This window comes from Campylobacter concisus, assembly GCF_902460715.1.
Classification (GTDB): domain Bacteria; phylum Campylobacterota; class Campylobacteria; order Campylobacterales; family Campylobacteraceae; genus Campylobacter_A; species Campylobacter_A concisus_AK.
In genome coordinates this window covers 30,870-48,133 of record NZ_CABPUX010000003.1, presented here as the reverse complement: position 1 = coordinate 48,133, position 17,264 = coordinate 30,870, and the positions used below count along the sequence as shown (strand labels likewise).

Below are 17,264 nucleotides of genomic sequence, written 5' to 3'. Positions count from 1 at the left end.
GTGATAATAAAGTCTTGTTATTGTATCTTTTATGGGATTTATTAATCATAATTTAAAAGCGTATTTTAACGCAAATCATCTTCTATTTCGTATTTGTCTCCACATTTTTCATATAAAATTTTTCTAAGCTCATTGATTTTTTGCATATATTTTGCTTCGGATTTGGGACTAGCAAAGCCCTTATAGCTAAATTCTTTTTCATTGTTTATAAAAAGACTATTGTATTCTTTCATGATTTCCATCGAGAGCCTTTTTATATCTGGGCAAGATAACAGTTCATCTGGGAGTTTGCTGTCCCAAGATGTTTTATCTTCTTGCTCTACCCATGTTCCGCCATTTATGTTTTCACCAAATTCATCATATATCCAAAATACGCTATCACATGCAAATTCTGTTTGTAAAACTATTTTTAACTTTTTATTCACTCCAAACTCCTTCTATTCAATGATACACCTATGCGGTTAAACATATTTCCTACTTTCTAGCATTGTTTTTCAAATTTTCCATGCGTCTTTTCGAGCGAGACATTCTAAAAAATTTTGGCTTGGCTTTTGAGATGTTGTTATAATTTTTTGATATTTCTTTTACTTCCTTATAGATAGTCCAAACAAAAACCGCTCCAACTAGAAAAAGTGAAAAATTTGCTACGTATCGCAATGTCCCGTAGCTATAATTAATATACAAAAACAAAACACACCAAAAATGGCAGACACAAAAATAGAAGATATTATTGTGTTTTTATTAAAGTACTCAATAGATCCATGCTTAATAAAACAACACAGATCAAACACAATCATGCTCAAAAAAATGCTAAAAGAAGCTAGCCCAACCACATCAAACAACACCCAATATAATAGTGGTGGCCCACTATTTATTGTTATTTCAATTAAGCCATTTATGAAAATATCCCAAAATCTACCCAATCAAACTTCCTTTTTTTCGGCCAAACTACTCGGCAGATACAAACCTTAAACCACTTCTCATCTTGGCAATATCGCCTAAATTTTAAATGAATTTATTGCTACGCCAAAAATATTTACCGGTGGAGCTGGATCTATAAGTATAGACAGCTCTCCGGCGAAAATAATAAAACCTACTAAATAGTTCATTTGTTAGACGATCTGATTATCATTTTTATTTGTTATCATACCTATTTACTAAAATTATTCTTTAAATTCTCCCTGCGTCTTTTTAAGCGAGGCATTCTAAAGAATTTTGGTTTGGCTTCTGTGGTTTCACTTGGCTTTTGTTTTACAGGTCTGACAGCCAGCAAGAATACAACAAAGGTGGAGATATAACTAAAAATACAAGGATAAACAAGATAGTCGTTTGATTTTGTAAAAGTAAATTTTATAAGTAAGTAAAATGGAAATAGTGAAACCAATACAAAGAATAACTTCATTGTAATATCTTTTACGAGATTGTCTTTATTAAAAACAATACTGCTGCGCAAAAGTATAGCTGTAGCCTTCCATATATAAAACATAAGCGGCAAGCCAAAGATATTATAAATAACCCAGTGCAGCAATGGGTGATCTCCCATCATAAGCTGCAAGATTAGCTCACTCCAAACTTTATCCATTATTTTTTCAAATTCTCCTTGCGTCTTTTTGAGCGAGACATTCTAAATAATTTTGGCTTGGCTTTTATAGTATTGCTTCTTGATTTTACCAAATGCCTAATTGTCCCAAAAATAGTATAAATGCAAACCACAACAACAAGAAAGAGTGACAAATTCGTATCAGAGGCAGGATGCCCTCTACTCCAGTGACGCTAAAATATAGCCTATAAAATAAAAAAGCTATCAAGAATATAACCGCCAAGTCAAACAAAATATATAAAAGAGACTGGATATTACCCTTTGTATTAAATTTGAAATAATATAAACTTGAAATGACATCCTCTATCAGCATCTTTAAAAATAGTAATCCTACAGTGTCAAATACCAGCCAATACAGCCACGGAGCGTTTGGCATAAAACCAATGTCAATTGTCCTGCTAATAAAACTACTCATGCAAAACCACTCCTTAAGATATCACATAAAACACCATTGCCAAATTTATTAGATATTATTTATACATCTATTTATTTAACTTTACGAAAAAAGCACAAATAACATAGCAAATATCAACTATGAGCTGAATACATAAACAAGCATATGCGATATAGAGTAAATTTCTATCACCTAGGTCGTATGCAAAAAATTGAGGAATGTTTATAAAATTTGTCAGGATGATCATTATAGCACCAACAAAAACAAACAAGTATCTAATCATAAATTTTCGACCCTTGTTTTTAGACTCTTTTAGCCAAAAAATCAAAAATATAAAACTTGCAATAGATCCGAAAATTAGACCAATATTATTAAAAGCCAACGTTATCCCCCATCAAAAAAATAGTAACTATCAGAAATATATTCAAAAAGAGTTGATAATAGCCAGAAAAGTGCTTAGGGTTATTTTGCCAATCTATCACTATAATGGCTGGCCAGATCATATTCATAAAAAAAACAACTATCACAGCCATGAATATTCCAGTTCTCATTTCTGACCAATTGTTGTGATAATAGACAATATAGCAAGCAAAATAGATAAGTATGGCAAAACCTATAACAATACATAACGTAGATAAAAATCTCAGAAATTTATATATGAAATTTATCATAAATCGCTTACTTATATATAGTATTAAATAAAGCACTAAATTTGATATTAAAAAAATAGATACTAGTTCCACTTGTTATCCTGTCACTTTGTAAGCTAAAAATGGATTTACTCCAAACCTTGTCAATTAGTTCAAAATCTGCCAACTTTTGCTTTTATCCTTTAATTTTACATTTTTAACCTTTAGCAAATTCTTGTTTTTTTCGATTTCTCTTTTTGGATTTTGGTGTTATAAAATGAAAATTTGCATTACTCGGGCATTTTTTGATATTTTTTTGTGAAGCGAAAAGCAAGATAGAAAATGCAAAACTAGCTGCCAAGCTCATAATAACTGGAACAAAATAAGTATCACCCAAACTAGAAAAATCATGTTCTATTGCAAATCTTTCAAATTTTTTGTTCGCAAATATCCTAATAGATATAAATAAAAATCCAAAGCCTATAAATCCATAGCAGAATTTATAAAACATAGTTGTTCCTTGAATTTGTTATTATTGTTTTTGTTTTTTTAAATTTTATTTTTTCAAATTTAACTTATTTTTGGATTTTTCTCTTTTTTATTTTGGTACACAAAAAGAGAATTTGTAAATTTATCGTTTCCAGTATTCTTTTTTATAATAATATATTAAAGATATTGTTACAATTACATGAAATATAATATCTTCTATTTCGGCATTGTGCCAACCACGAAAATAATATTTACCATAAAAGATACACAAAAAACTTTCTATCGACATTACAATAATTGATATTACTATATAATATTTCAAAGGAATAGAGTAATTCATAATTTTACACCTTAATGTTTCTACTGGCATACTATCACTGAAATTTAACCTAGGTTGCTCCATTTTGCCTATTGATTTACTATACTGGCAATCCACTTATATCTTTTTGCGACATTTTATTCATTTAGGATTCTTTTTATAAAAAATGCCAAAAAGACAAAAACTCGCAAATATAAAAAATAACGCAAAAAATATAAATTTTTCTACATCATTTGAAAAGTAATATTTAAATCCACGATATGAAATATAATTAAATTCCAAAAACTAAAAGCATAAATATATGAACTAATAGATATAAAAATCAAAAAAATCTTAGCTCTCATTTGTCATTTTTTCCACTCTTTATAAACTCCTCACAAGCCAGTCCATACTGCCCAAAGTAAGAGAATATCTAACCGATTTTATCTTTTTCTAAATTTTTCAACTCATCTGGAAAGTGCCTATAATATTTTTCAACTTCTATTGTTTCAACATTACATTTAGGGCATTTGCCATTTTTAGTATCAGCGTAATTATAACTATTTTTACACTTTGGACACTTTGTAAATTCTGGTATTTTAGAATTTAGCCTTATCAAATATATCGTATATGCGATCAACAAAATGATTAAAACTATCTGCATGGTTATAGACTGCGCAGTTGATACTACATATACTTTTCCGCCTTTATAGCCTTCTTCTGTGAATAGTTTATATAAATTTAAATATGATAACAATGTAAAAAATATTGCTATAGCGATCCTTATTTTAATCATGACCTAAGCCTATTTACTCGTAAATTTACATCAATCATCAACGTTACCTTTATCTTTTTTTAGTTTATTTCTAACGCTTCTTCTTTTGGGTCCTTTTTTTCTTTTTTCTAAAAATTCTAGTTTTCTTGTATAGTCACCATATTTACTTGCATCCATCACCTCGCCACCACAAAAATTGCATTTACTTTTATCACGTAAATGCCCAAACCACCAAGTAGTTTTACATTTAAGACATACTAAATACTCTGAGTATTTTTTGATGTTTTTTGTGGAACGCAAGGCAAAATAAAATCCAATACAGCCTAAAATAAAAAATGCAAGTACTGATAGAAGATACCAATCCCCCATATTTCTAAAATCAATAAATTTTTCACCTATCTTTACGCTTTGATTAACAAGCAGACTAAACACATGTAAAAAACACATAACACCCACAAAAAAAGCAAAAATTCTATCCACTACTTTCTCTCTTTTGTATTAATTTCTTGTATTGAATTTATAGTATTTATTATGCCTTTTTTAAAAAAATAATAAGTATCTTTTATCTGTTCTCTTGGGTCAGAAGCAATCCAGCCACCAATGCCAGCCCAAGTAGCTTCTGTTATCCCGGTCGGGGCATAACTTGTAATAAAATCTTCTCCTCATCGCGCATAATTTATCATGCTAAAATCGCTAGTTTTCTTAAATTCCTGCTTTGAGATAGTCATTTTTCATTTCTTTTATTCAACATTAATAAACACCCACCAATAATCAAAAAGCCGCTTATTGGTATGTATAATAATGGATTTGAAAAATCATGAAAAGCCCCTTGCGACCAAAATTGCTTAACAAACAACACTTTAAATCCAGCAATAATCATAACTACTGCGAGTAATTCCTTTCCTTTAATCATTTGGTTTAGTCCAATTTACAAATTTCTCATATATTTGTTTAACTTATTATAACTATATATGACACCTATGCCACCAATATAATTTAGAATTCCATATAAATATCTTTCAGCAAATTCAGGTATAACATTATTTCAATACAAAACTAATTCCACTGCAATAAATACTTGAAATAGAACTCGTTGATTTATTGGTATATTTTAATAAATTTTTAAATTCTTATTTCGAAATAGTTTTTATACCTGATCGTTGCAATGCGTTTTTCCCAACAGCCAAAAGTCCATCTTGCATAATTTCATAATGATTTCCGACAAGCACCTTTTCTTTTTTTATTACCCCGGTCGGTCTTATTATATAGTTTTTAGTTAATGAATTATGTCACCGTATCATCACCGCCACCACATTGTTTGTTCTTTAACTTTACATTTGTAAAATTAAGCGAATTCTTGTTTTTTTCAAATTTGACTTTTTGCTTCTTTTGTTTTTTGGGTTTTCTGTGCTGTGGCTCTTTTGGTATAATTTTTTCAGGCCGCAAAGCCCAAATAATCATACCAATAGCAGAAATCCATGAAAAAATACACAAATAGATTAAATAGCCATCTGATTTATAAATTGTAAATTTAATGAGAAAGTAAAAAACAATAATAATAGAAATTAAAAGTAAAATATTTGTTTTTAACATTTTTATATTTCCAGTTTTGCTATAAATTATAAAGCTATAACAAATAAACTTGAAACTAAAATACAACGCTGGTAAACCAATAAAATATAAGATAGTCCAAGCTACAATTGGGTACTGATTAGCCAAATATACGATCAAATCTACAATTTTATATTGCAACTCTCGCCAGAAAGCACTAAAAAACTCATTCATTACTATTACCACCAACAGTATTATCTTTATTACATTACGAAAATCGTAGTTTGTTTAAGGTGATGTCATTTTTTTATTTTATTTTTTGCTATACAAAGCGCTAAATATCCGGCAAAAACAGCAGAAAATAAATTAAAGGCTACATTAATAATCACTGCGAATATTGCCAAATTCCATGCTAGTACAAAAATCATTTGACTTATTTCACTTGACAACTATCCAAAATACCAATACAAAAGTACAAAAAACAAGCCATACAAATGCTACAAATCCATTATTTTTTACTTGATCGTTTTTTATTTTATACAAAGTTATGTCACTTCTTTTAATGCCATTTTTTATCACGTAATATCCGTTAAACAAAATAGGGCACAAAATCAACATATACAGCCTTTGTTCACCAAAAAAATAAATAAATATCCTAAAAATAAGATACACAAAAAATAGCAGTAGCCAAACTTTTAAAAGCATTAACAAATTATTTTTCATTTTTTATCGTTTTTGTTATTTTTATCGTCTTTACTATTCATACTATCGGCTACTGCTTGACCTGTTCATGTAGCAACTAATACTATACCGACTTTTATGTTTATCCTCTTGTTGCATTGTAACCAACCCACATTATAAATACAAATATAGCTTGTATCAAAGAGACACCACCTATTGTGACGTCCATTGTTTTAAAATTCTTTTTCTGAAAGTCACTCTTTTTTATGCCGTTTTTAATTATGTAATATATATTTGTTAAGATTATCCCAGCAAAAATAACATCACCGTAGTGTTCTCCAAAAAGAAGTTTTAGGATTACTATGCAAATAGCACCTACTATAAAAAATGCTATTGATCCAAAAAATACAATCCAATTCTTCTTCATTGATTATCTGCTTTTTTTGCTTTATCTTTTTTGCTTTCTACACTATCTGCAATAGCTTGTCCGGTTGTAGTAAGAAAATTTGCTCCTACTTCAGCTGCAGTCTGCAAATCCTTATCACCAACTTTTATGGTTTTGTCATAGTATAGCCAAGCCAAAAAATGAATACTAAAAAAGAGTGAATTAAAGCAATACCGCCTCTTTTTATTTCCATTTTTTGTATATATTCTTTTTTAAAATCGCTCTTTTTTATACCATTTTTTATCATAAAACATACATTGGCAAATATTAGCAACACAGCCATAGCATCAATATAGTGTTCTCCAAAGAAGTAAACTAATATTCTTAAGCAAATAAGTAAAAATGCCACAACAGCAATTATTACTAAAAATTTAAGAAAACCGTTTTTCATTTTTTATCGTCTTTGTTATTTTTATTATCTTTACTATTCATACTATCGGCTACTGCCTGTACTATTCCGGTAAATATACTTGCCCCAGCTTCTGCCTCAGTCTGCAAATCTCCATCGCCAACTTTTATGGTTTTACCGCCTGCTCCCGCAATGCTACCAAACAGTCCATAAAATCCACCAGCAAAACCTTTTCCGACCACTCTCTCTGCGTCTACATCTTTTGATCTATCTTTAAGCTGAGAATACAGCTCAGTAGATGAGTTAACAAAGGCGCCTCTACCTATTGCTGAGAATAAACCACTAGCAGCTCCGCCATAAGCACCACCTAATGCATTTATTATTATTTCGGTGTAGTCAAGATTTTTAAAGCTATAGCCATTATTTATATATTGTGATCCAAGATCTATGCCTCCACCTATAGTGGTACCTGCTACTATACCTGGGGTTTTTGAGATATCATAGAATTTAATATCCTTTATAGGATTTACCCCTGGTTTCATAAATTCAGCTAAATTTGAATTTGTAATAACTTTTGTTCCAGTTCTTTGTAGAGCATTTTTTCCTATCATATATAGTCCATCTGCTGTAGATACATAGTGATTTCCTTTTAGAGCATAGCTTCCTTTATTGTATCCTATTTCTCGCAATATAGGCGAATTTGTCAAAGTGTCAGTTCCTACTTGAATGAAATTTTTATTTTCTATTGAAATAATTCCATTTGTTTTATTATACATAGCATTTTTTGGCAAATTCTGTGTTATTTTATTTAAAGCGTTTGTTTCTATTTGATTAGCGATTTTAGAAGCTCCATTTACACTAGCTTTACCTACCGCAACCACTCCATCTTTTGCTAACTTGCCTAAACCAACAGCACCTTTTCCAAGACCAACGCCCGCTCCTTTGCCTATTGCTGCTACACCAGTCAAACTAGATGTATCAAATCCTGATATTAATGCTATATCATCGCTTATGCCATTATAGTCATAAACTTTTTCTAAAATCTTTTTATCGTTGTTAAATATATTATAGTACATATTTCTTACGCCACTTACTCCGTTTACGGCTATATCTTTTGCCAAAGATACAGCACCGTCACGCAAGCTAGAGGCGGTAAAAGTCTGATCTTTATACCAGTTTTGCAAGTTACTTGGTATTTTATCTGCATTAGATGCCAAGTTTAATATACTATTTTTAACTGTTTCTAGTGGCAAAGAGTCTATATTTGGATGAATATATTTATTGTAAAAATCTATATTATTAATAGCTACATCTAAATTTAATCTATTATTTCTATTGTCAAATTTATCAACAACAAATAGACCCTCTTTGTTGTCAGGTTTTGCCAAAAACTCTTTTGCTAAAGCATCATCTTTATTAAACATCAAAGACCAAACATTATCACTTTGTTTTAGTGCTTGCACTGAAAGTCTTGAAATGGCTTCATCTTGAGAAATGTCTATACCTGTTCTCTCTCTAATGAAGTTGGCGAAATTATTGCCATTAGCCTTTAGCCAGTCTATTTCTGGCTGACTAAATTGTCTATTATCCCCCTTACTCTTATCTAGTCCATTAAACATATAAGAATTTAAGAGTAGAGTATTTAAGCTACTTTGATTTTTAATATAGTTTATCGCTGCATCTTTGGCATTGATGCCACTATCTTGTAAATTTAGAGCTTTGCTTAGATAGTCACTAAAACTATCTTCTTTTAGTTTTGCATATCTATCTTGCTTACTATCTCCTGGTATAAATTTGCCAGCTTTATAGTCTATGGCATGTTTTAACTCATGTCCTAGAGTGCTCACAAACTGATCAACATTTTTAATGTGAGCTAAATTTAGTATTATTGATCCACTATTGAAATGCCCAAGGAATTTTTCATCGTCTTTTCCCTTTGCAAATTTATCATCAATTATTCTTAAAGATATGCCATTAAGGTCAAGACCTGACATACTTGCAAATAGCTCTATAAATTTATTTCCCAAGGCCTCCTTTTCTTCTATGGTGACACTATCATCTATTAGTTTTTGAGCAAGTTCTTTGCCTAATAGTTTTCCAGCTTCATACTGTGCAACATTTTCTTTTACTTCACTGTTAAAATTAAACTCGCCTGTTTCCATAATGGCATTTAGTGCTTTTGTTATAGCAGTAGCTGTATTAAACTCATCTTTGATATCCTTTTGTCCACTCTTAGTTAGCACTCTTAAATCCATACTACCATCTACATTTGAGCTTATGCTAGTATTTACTAGATCTTTTGTTAGTTTAGTTGTATCTCTATTTAGTCTTGTTAGATCATCAGAGTTCTCTTTATCTGCTATCTCTATGTTACCACTACCTAGAGTTGCTAGGTTTTTAGATAAGCTGTAGCTTAAATTTCTATGGTTAGATATATCTATTGATTTAAGACCTGTAAATTTATCTTCTTGATTGTTATTTGATTTGCTATCTTTATTGTTTTTATCTTCTAGGATATAGTTAGCTCCTATACTAAAGTTTGTTCCCTTGGCATAGCTTGTATTTGATAGGTTTTCATAGCTTAGGGTATTTGTCTTTAAATTTAGGTTGTGGTTATCTATAAAGGTATTATCTTTATCATACTCTCCTGCTGCTAGAAGTGATCCTTTTAGATGAGTGTTTTTACCTACCTCTACATTTAGCTCATTTGCTGTTATAGATGAGAGAATGGTTTGTTTAGTTATAATATTTGAGCTTGATCTAGAGAAATTTGCATTGGTGCTAGTTGCTTTTGTGCTAGATGGATTAGCAAAGCTTGAGTTTGGTGATTTATCACTACTAAATCCTATGCCAACACCTACACTATATCCTCTTTCGTTGTATGCGTATTTGTCTCTTACACTCTCTAAGCTTAGGTTATTTCCTACTTTTAAATTTAATCTCTCATCAGCTCTTAAATTTGCTCCTTTGATGGTTGCGTCATTAGCTGTGTTTATATTCATATCTTTAGCTGAGTAAAGATGAGAGTTGTTGTTTGTTAGGCTCTCTGTGTCACTACTACTAGTAGAATAGTTTAGACCAGCACTTCCGCCGCCACCGCCATACATAGTATATCTCATGGTTCCACCTATGCTTTTGTCTTTACTTTCTGATGTATAGGTGTTTTTGCTAGAGTTTATATTTAAGTTGTTTGTGTTTATATCTATTAGATTATTAGCGCTTAAATTTGAACCAGTGATAGTTGTATCATTTGGAGTTTGTATCTTGATGTTATTTGCGCTTAAATTTGATGGATTAGAGATAACTTCATTTGAGTTTGATTTTGATTTATGACCATTTACACTAGCGGCTACTCCTACACTAAAACCAAATGTATACCAGTTAGATGCTGCCTTTGCAGCTGCTGCTACTTGAGCTATAAGTGCTAGGCTCTTAGCTTCTACGTTTGCCATAGCTAAAGCTATATTTGCCTTATAGTACCTCTCTTCGTCATTAACATTTTCAAGGATATCTGATAGATCTTCTATATCTGAGCCATCTATGCCAGGAGTTTTACTTTTATAGGCTTGCTTTAGCTCATGTAGTTTATCTTTTAGATCATCTCTAGTGTGTTTATAGCTATCATACTCTTTTTTTACCTTTTTAAGCTGCTTTATAGCTTCTATCAAAGCAAGACTGGCTGGAGCCACCTCTACGTATTCGTTTTGGGCAGTGATAGAAAGTGTGCCAGTTGCCTCTTTTAAAGTGGAGGTGGAATCATATCTTAGCATTTCATGAATCCACTTTTAATCTTAAATCCTATCCATGAAAACAAGCGTCATTGTTATCTATTTATTCCCTTTAAGTCGTTTAGATAGCCTAGTAGACGCTTTCGACTAGCTTTCTATGCAAATAAAGATTTGCTGGTTTTATCTTGTTTATTTAGTAATATAAAGATCTTTCATACTGTCAAGCATGTTATAAATATGGCAATTATGGTCTATAGCCACACACTGCGCCATCTTTTTCATGGTCTTGACATATATATTCTTTTTCAGCGCAAGCCGTAAAAACAAATGCCAACAAAGCAAACATGATTAATTTTTTTATTTCCATTTTATCTCCTTTGATTTTGTATTAAATAATAACCCATGCTGACGCATCTTTTGTCTATCCATATTGATTTTTATATTCGAAAAAATTTCTTCCGTATCTTGCCTAAATTGTCTTGTTATTTTATTTAACTTTTCTTTTTCTGAGAGGGTGCTTTTTTTAAATACCTCACTTGATAAGTTAAAACTATACTCAGATCTTATACGAAGCACCTTTGGCACACCATTGGCACCATAAAAGCTACAATATGTCTCATACTCTTGCGTCTGAATTATGCCATCACCCTTGTTTTGATGATTATATTTTTTATTTAGTTCTTTGGGAAAGCTTCTACATTTTATACCATCTATGATATTGACAAAAGCCCTATCATAATACTGTCCAAATGTTTCATTTTTATATTTTACATTTGGATTATTAGTATTTAGCTCAAAAGAATTTATATTTTCCAAATCAAGATACTTTTCCCCATCGAATGTATCTATCTTATCTATTTCAAGATAAAATATCTCAACTATCTCCCCGATGATACGGCGCTGCAACACTGTAAAATCATCATATTTGTCTAAACCCTCAAATAAGACACCTCTATTTATCGGCGCCTTTACTGAAAATGTTTTATTTGAGCTATAAAGTGTAGTGTTTGCATCCATTTTTATATAGTCGCGATCATATATATCACTTTTATATGTATTATCAAAACTACATCCTGTTATAAAAGCTATTAATAATGAAATTATTGGTATCTTCACCTTACTACACTCCTTTATGTATGGCCACTATTTTTATCAAATTCTTTGCATATAGTTTGCAGTTGTAATTTTATCTAAAACTGAACCCTATATGGTTTATCAAACAAAAGCCCTTCTTTTCTCATCTTCTCTCTGTCCATGCCAAGCTTTATGGTAGAAAATATTGCTTGTATGTCTTGCCTAAATATATTGTGTATATCATTTAAGACTTCCTGCTCTGTTTTGTTGCTATCTGTAAAAGCTTTTGATTTGCGATTAAAACTATATTCATATTGTAGTCTAACCATATTTGTTGGTTTTTTAATGTTTTTTGGTTGATAAAATGAACAATATGTATCATAGTATTGCGTATATGTCTTTTCACCATCAATTACATTTTGATAAATCTGTCTCAAATCCGCATGGACAAATGTCCTGCATTTAACTCCATCTATATAATCAAGATATGCTTTTTTATATATAGCACTAGTAGTAGTATTGTAAAAACTCTCTTTAGTTTTTGTCTCTTCTTCAAAAATTTTAAGATTTTTTGGATTGAGATATTTTGCAGATTCAAAAGTATGTCCAGGATAAGCTTCTGTCGAAATAATAAGCTTTGAAGCCATCATATTTTTTACAGCCCAAGTCAACGCCATGCCTTCCTCTACTTTATATACTCCATAAAAAACGCCTATATCCTTATGTATAGGTGCCATCAAAGAGAGCAATCCCTCTTTAGTAGATATTCTTTGATCTACACTCAAAATTTTAGATTCTTTATTGTCATCATCTACACTCGTAACAATACCGCATCCCGACAAAAATAAGATAATAAATAAACATTTCGTAAGTTGCGGTTTTAAAGTAGCAACCAATACATCAAACGGAGTGATTATAAATAATATAAAATTTCTAAATTTCATCTATTCTCTTTCGCTTTACTATAACATCCTCTCGATCGCTATTGCTTTCCTATCTCTTTAGCTTTCGCTTTTTATTTCTAGGCTTTGATCTAAACAGCGGCTCGGTCTTTGGTTTTGGCCTTGTTTCATAGTGCGTGTTATAGCATTTTAGTAGCTCTTGTCCGCACTTTTCACATGTAGTTTCACCTATATTATAAAATTTCATGCAGTCAGGACACCACATACCCTCTAGCCTTTGCACGACTGGCGGTTCTTTTCTAAAAGCCATGCAAAAACCATAAATGCTTAGCACCAAAAATCCAAATGCTGGTAGCAAGTATAAATAACCAGTATCGTCAAATTTAAAAAACTTCTCACCAACTTTTACATTTTTGTTGGCTAGCATAGAGATGCAGTAAAGAAAGCACATAAATCCTATAAAAAAGCCACCTATGCGGTTAAACATCTATTTATCCTTGCTTTTACTGTATATGATTTATAAACTCAGCAACATTATTTTCTACAACATACCAGATGTATATATAGTATAAAAGCAGTCTTTATCTATATTATGATATTTTTCTATGTAATCAATTGCTTTTTTAGCAGAATACTCATGTAGATCATATGTATATTCTTCAGAATTAAAGCTCCAATTATCATAAGTATATTCAGCTGCTTGCCCGTCATACTTTATTACATCGCCACCGACAATAACTTGCCCCTTGGCTTTCAATACCGCGATCTTCTTTATAGCATTTTCGTAGTCGTAAGCAATTTCACATATATTGCTAAAAAAGAATTCCTCTATTTTTATCACATTATTTATTAAATTCATACTATTTTTCCTTTATTTTAAAAAATCTATGATTAACTGTATTATCAGGCTCTATTATATACTCAAACACTCCATCGTGATTTTTGTAGCTACCTTGAATTTCAATCTTTACTCTCTTAATCCCATCATTACCGATAATTTCCGATTTTTTGCCATATTTAGCAAAAGCATCTACTGCATTTGGAAACGAATGAAAGTAATCACTTTTATTTGACATTTGGGTCAAAACTTTTTTGTATAACTTATATTTTCTAATGGGTTTTTTAGCGCAGTATTTTTAAAAAGGCCAAATACACTTTTTAAAAAAATAGGCGCTGGCAAGAATGATAAGCTCCCATCCTCTAGCCCCATACTCTTATCCGGCGTATAACCGCTGTTATTATACTGCTCTTTTGTAGCAGTAAAGTAATTTTGCTTAGCAAATTCCTCTTTATATATATCTCTAAAAGATTTTCCTTTAGAATTTACTAGTAGATATGCTTTAGCGTTATTTATATCTCCTTGATTAAATTTATAAAATTTCTCATTGTAGTTTATTATACTTATTTCATCATTTTCATCTCTTACTTCAAATTTCTCTTTTGAAGTAAAATCATTATATGAACCTTTATCTACTAGCACGCTAGCAGCAGTATATAAGATTTTAACAGCCTGCTCTTTAGAGATATTGTTTTTAGTAGCATAATCATCTGCCATAGAGTTTATAAAGTCTATCTCTCTTTGATGAAGCTGTCTATTATAAGTATCTGCACTTGTAGTTATTTTATATCCTGTGTTTGCTCCTTTATCGACATTAGTATCATTTAAATTTAGAGAAATACCACATCCGGTTATAATAAAAATGGTAAATGCACAAATGAAATTTATAAATTTAGTCGTTTTTATATTCCGCTATCCATTGCCTAAAACATTTTTTAGCAAATAAAATTTTATTTACTAATTTTTTAGCTCATAGATGATATAAATACTATCAAATTTTATACTACCCAAATTTCTGGCGATATACTACTAAAAAACCATCTAAATTTTGAAAATATAGACCACTTAAAAACTTATATGCATAAGCACACGCTTCATTTATAGTTAAATATTTTTTTCATAATTTAATTCCAATTGGGTCGTATTGAAGAAGGTAGTGTCGTAGGGTGGTCATTTTGCCTGCCGAATTTTTATATATTTATTAAATTTAATCATTTTTAATCCTTTACCAACCATTGTAGCGGGCAAATATACTCACCTTACGAAACTATTTTTTATCTATAAAATCAATTATTATTCTCACAAAAATTTCTTTGGAATTTGTTTTAATTGTTTTTCTAGCGACCAATTATTAGGCTTAATACTAGAATGAAACCAACTATTAAAATATGATACATTGTTTTGCCATTTCAATTTACCACTCAGCCATTGTTTTCTATATTCTCTAATAACATCTATATTGTAATCATTGCAACCAAATTCACAACCACAACAGCCACAAATTTCAAAATTAGCAGTTTTGTCATCATCACCCCAGGGTGCCTCTAGCTGCTCTAATCCACAAATTCTACAATAAAATTTATTTTTGTCTATCAAAATAATCACTTCCTTTTGTAAAGTTGCTATTATAAATTTTGGTTATTTTTAGACACTTGCTTATATTTATTCCAAGCAACTATGACATTTTGTGCTTTTTTAACGACGATCTGCCAATTTGGGTCTTTAATAATCGCTTCATCATCATTATCATCTTCTGCAATATAATTTCTTAGTTCATCTCTAAAACCATGCAATGAATTTATAAGTTCATCTGAAAAACCTAAAGTGGATACTGTATTTTCCACAAAGTCATCAAAATTTAAATCATCAAAAAGCGAGCACATCAATTCAACATAAGACGATACTCCGCCATCAATATTGTCCTCATTTAGCCAATGCATTTTTTGTTGTTTTATATCAGAAGCTTCTTTTATCCAATAATAAATCCATGGTAAAAATTTTTTCTCAATATTTAAATCTGCCATATTCATTGTTACATAATCTTATTAAGTATATTTAAGTCAAAATTTTCCAAATCTACATGACTTTCAAAAGATGCCGACGGTTTGTCGCTTTTTATTATATTGCCATTTTTATCATAAAAGCCTTTATCAGTTTTTATCTTTATATAATCATGCTGCTTGTGCTATATATTGACTATTTGATTTTCCGGGCATTATTCTTATTGCAAATTACGAATTAGATGAATTTATATTTTTTACACATCTCTCTTGTTTGATTGTTTGATAGTAACATAGTGCGATCATCATTGTCTACAAAATTTTTATCATTTTTAATCCCTTACCAACCATTGTGATAGAGGAGGATACTCACCCTACAAGTATCGTCATTTTATTATTTTCTTTATCTATCATTTCATATTTTTTAATTGTCCCATATTTTGCCAAACTAAGCAAAAAATTTGCAAAATTTAATAACTTTGCTTTATCACTAAAGGATAGAAATACAAAATTTTCTTCATAGTTATTTTTAAAAAAAATATTAACTTTTTCTTTAAATAATGATTTATCTATTTCTATATATTGATTTTGTATATTTAAAATTTGAGAACTATCTTCTATATCGATTAAAAATTTACAACTTTTACTTGCCAATCTAACCCCATTAACAATATCATTATTTAAATTGGGTATAAATTCTAAAAATGGTACAAAATCTTTATCAAGAGCATGATATAATAAATTTTTTGCAAAATAAAATAAAGCTAAATCAGTACTAAAACAAAAAAAAGCAGATTTGTCTTTTTTATTTAAACTAACAGATAAAAAATGTTTTTTATCTAAAATTAGATCATCATCAATCGTAACCATGTTTTCATCGGTTGGAATTTTATTTATTAAAAGTTCTGACATTTTATTCACCTTTTATTATTTTATCTTTACCATACCAAATATACCCTTTTTCTGTTGGAATAATATGTATGTTTTCTATTGTTTTATATCCTTTTTTAAAAGGAACTTGAATTTCCAAGTTATAATGATCCATTTTTTCATTAAATGGTTTCCCTAGGTTATGTGCATTTTCTCCAAAATCTTTCCTAATTATAATTTGCGTTCCATCCTCAAGAGTCCTTATAATTTGTTTATGTGTATAAGATTGTATATTTGCATTTTCTATTATATCTTTTATTAAATCCACATTTTTATTAACTCTTTTATATGTTTCAATTCCCCTAACCCCATCATTGCCACTATTTCCATTGTGTTTTATATTTGTGTTAGAAGCTGGATTATCTATTTTAGTAACATCACTAGTTACCTCACTAGGCTTTTTACTAAACCTATCCCAAGCTGCTTTTCCAACTTTGTTTGTAGTGGCACTAGAACCAGTAAGTCCAGCTATAAATTCAAAGTCTCTTGCAGTTACACTCTCATAATCACCCAATACTGTATCTAGTTCGCTTTTCATAAAGCCGTTATAAATGAGCGTATCTGCACTTAAGAGAGTATTA

The 17,264-nt window shown here is 30.2% G+C and carries 21 protein-coding genes; all 21 read right to left on the bottom strand.

Features of this window, described 5'->3' with window-relative positions; genetic code table 11:
* Nucleotides 1-65: 65 nt before the first annotated feature.
* The gene (locus F3G91_RS09010; protein WP_188116829.1) at nucleotides 66-425 is read right to left on the bottom strand and encodes a hypothetical protein; all 360 of its coding nucleotides are present in this window, start codon (nucleotides 423-425) and stop codon (nucleotides 66-68) included.
* 725 nt (nucleotides 426-1,150) lie between these two features.
* Nucleotides 1,151-1,582: a hypothetical protein gene (locus F3G91_RS09005; RefSeq protein ID WP_149701360.1), complete on the bottom strand. Its 432-nt coding sequence runs from the start codon at nucleotides 1,580-1,582 to the stop codon at nucleotides 1,151-1,153.
* Between the two features lie 1,258 nt (nucleotides 1,583-2,840).
* Nucleotides 2,841-3,134 (bottom strand): hypothetical protein, encoded by a 294-nt coding sequence (locus F3G91_RS09000; protein WP_149701359.1) that lies wholly within the window; start codon nucleotides 3,132-3,134, stop codon nucleotides 2,841-2,843.
* Nucleotides 3,135-3,843: 709 nt separating this feature from the next.
* Nucleotides 3,844-4,206 carry a hypothetical protein gene (locus tag F3G91_RS08995; protein ID WP_149701358.1) on the bottom strand — a complete coding sequence of 121 codons (363 nt, stop codon included), beginning with the start codon at nucleotides 4,204-4,206 and terminating at the stop codon, nucleotides 3,844-3,846.
* 30 nt (nucleotides 4,207-4,236) lie between these two features.
* Nucleotides 4,237-4,665 carry a hypothetical protein gene (locus F3G91_RS08990; protein ID WP_149701357.1) on the bottom strand — a complete coding sequence of 143 codons (429 nt, stop codon included), beginning with the start codon at nucleotides 4,663-4,665 and terminating at the stop codon, nucleotides 4,237-4,239.
* Between the two features lie 244 nt (nucleotides 4,666-4,909).
* On the bottom strand, nucleotides 4,910-5,098 hold the full coding sequence (locus F3G91_RS10315) for a hypothetical protein (protein ID WP_188116828.1): 189 nt from the start codon (nucleotides 5,096-5,098) through the stop codon (nucleotides 4,910-4,912).
* Between the two features lie 371 nt (nucleotides 5,099-5,469).
* The gene (locus tag F3G91_RS08985; protein WP_149701356.1) at nucleotides 5,470-5,970 is read right to left on the bottom strand and encodes a hypothetical protein; all 501 of its coding nucleotides are present in this window, start codon (nucleotides 5,968-5,970) and stop codon (nucleotides 5,470-5,472) included.
* 589 nt (nucleotides 5,971-6,559) lie between these two features.
* Entirely contained in the window at nucleotides 6,560-6,844 is a 285-nt protein-coding gene (locus F3G91_RS08980) for a hypothetical protein (RefSeq protein ID WP_149701355.1), read from the bottom strand.
* 124 nt (nucleotides 6,845-6,968) lie between these two features.
* On the bottom strand, nucleotides 6,969-7,253 hold the full coding sequence (locus F3G91_RS08975; protein ID WP_048809725.1) for a hypothetical protein: 285 nt from the start codon (nucleotides 7,251-7,253) through the stop codon (nucleotides 6,969-6,971).
* Nucleotides 7,250-10,981 carry a hemagglutinin repeat-containing protein gene (locus tag F3G91_RS08970; protein ID WP_149701354.1) on the bottom strand — a complete coding sequence of 1,244 codons (3,732 nt, stop codon included), beginning with the start codon at nucleotides 10,979-10,981 and terminating at the stop codon, nucleotides 7,250-7,252. Before F3G91_RS08970 ends, F3G91_RS08975 begins: the two co-directional genes overlap by 4 nt.
* Before the next feature lie 202 nt (nucleotides 10,982-11,183).
* The gene (locus F3G91_RS10615; RefSeq protein WP_257784944.1) at nucleotides 11,184-11,306 is read right to left on the bottom strand and encodes a hypothetical protein; all 123 of its coding nucleotides are present in this window, start codon (nucleotides 11,304-11,306) and stop codon (nucleotides 11,184-11,186) included.
* Complete coding sequence (locus tag F3G91_RS08965; protein WP_149701353.1) at nucleotides 11,297-12,055, bottom strand: hypothetical protein; 759 nt, start codon at nucleotides 12,053-12,055, stop codon at nucleotides 11,297-11,299. Before F3G91_RS08965 ends, F3G91_RS10615 begins: the two co-directional genes overlap by 10 nt.
* Before the next feature lie 74 nt (nucleotides 12,056-12,129).
* Nucleotides 12,130-12,957 (bottom strand): hypothetical protein, encoded by an 828-nt coding sequence (locus F3G91_RS08960; protein WP_149701352.1) that lies wholly within the window; start codon nucleotides 12,955-12,957, stop codon nucleotides 12,130-12,132.
* Nucleotides 12,958-13,006: 49 nt separating this feature from the next.
* Entirely contained in the window at nucleotides 13,007-13,402 is a 396-nt protein-coding gene (locus tag F3G91_RS08955; RefSeq protein ID WP_149701351.1) for a hypothetical protein, read from the bottom strand.
* A 54-nt stretch (nucleotides 13,403-13,456) separates the two neighbouring features.
* Nucleotides 13,457-13,774: an Imm40 family immunity protein gene (gene imm40 / locus F3G91_RS08950; protein ID WP_149701350.1), complete on the bottom strand. Its 318-nt coding sequence runs from the start codon at nucleotides 13,772-13,774 to the stop codon at nucleotides 13,457-13,459.
* A gap of 1 nt (nucleotide 13,775) precedes the next feature.
* Nucleotides 13,776-13,991, bottom strand: a complete 216-nt coding sequence (locus tag F3G91_RS08945; RefSeq protein ID WP_196779842.1) for a hypothetical protein — start codon at nucleotides 13,989-13,991, stop codon at nucleotides 13,776-13,778.
* A gap of 5 nt (nucleotides 13,992-13,996) precedes the next feature.
* A complete protein-coding gene (locus F3G91_RS10525; protein ID WP_223227863.1) occupies nucleotides 13,997-14,470 on the bottom strand; it encodes a hypothetical protein in 474 nt (157 codons plus the stop codon).
* Between the two features lie 582 nt (nucleotides 14,471-15,052).
* The gene (locus F3G91_RS08940) at nucleotides 15,053-15,349 is read right to left on the bottom strand and encodes a hypothetical protein (protein WP_223227862.1); all 297 of its coding nucleotides are present in this window, start codon (nucleotides 15,347-15,349) and stop codon (nucleotides 15,053-15,055) included.
* A gap of 29 nt (nucleotides 15,350-15,378) precedes the next feature.
* Nucleotides 15,379-15,783, bottom strand: a complete 405-nt coding sequence (locus F3G91_RS08935) for a hypothetical protein (RefSeq protein ID WP_149701349.1) — start codon at nucleotides 15,781-15,783, stop codon at nucleotides 15,379-15,381.
* A gap of 339 nt (nucleotides 15,784-16,122) precedes the next feature.
* Nucleotides 16,123-16,665, bottom strand: coding sequence for a hypothetical protein (locus F3G91_RS08930; protein WP_149701348.1), 543 nt, complete (start codon nucleotides 16,663-16,665; stop codon nucleotides 16,123-16,125).
* Between the two features lies 1 nt (nucleotide 16,666).
* On the bottom strand, nucleotides 16,667-17,264 hold a 598-nt coding region (locus F3G91_RS08925), incomplete at its 5' end, for a hypothetical protein (protein WP_223227861.1).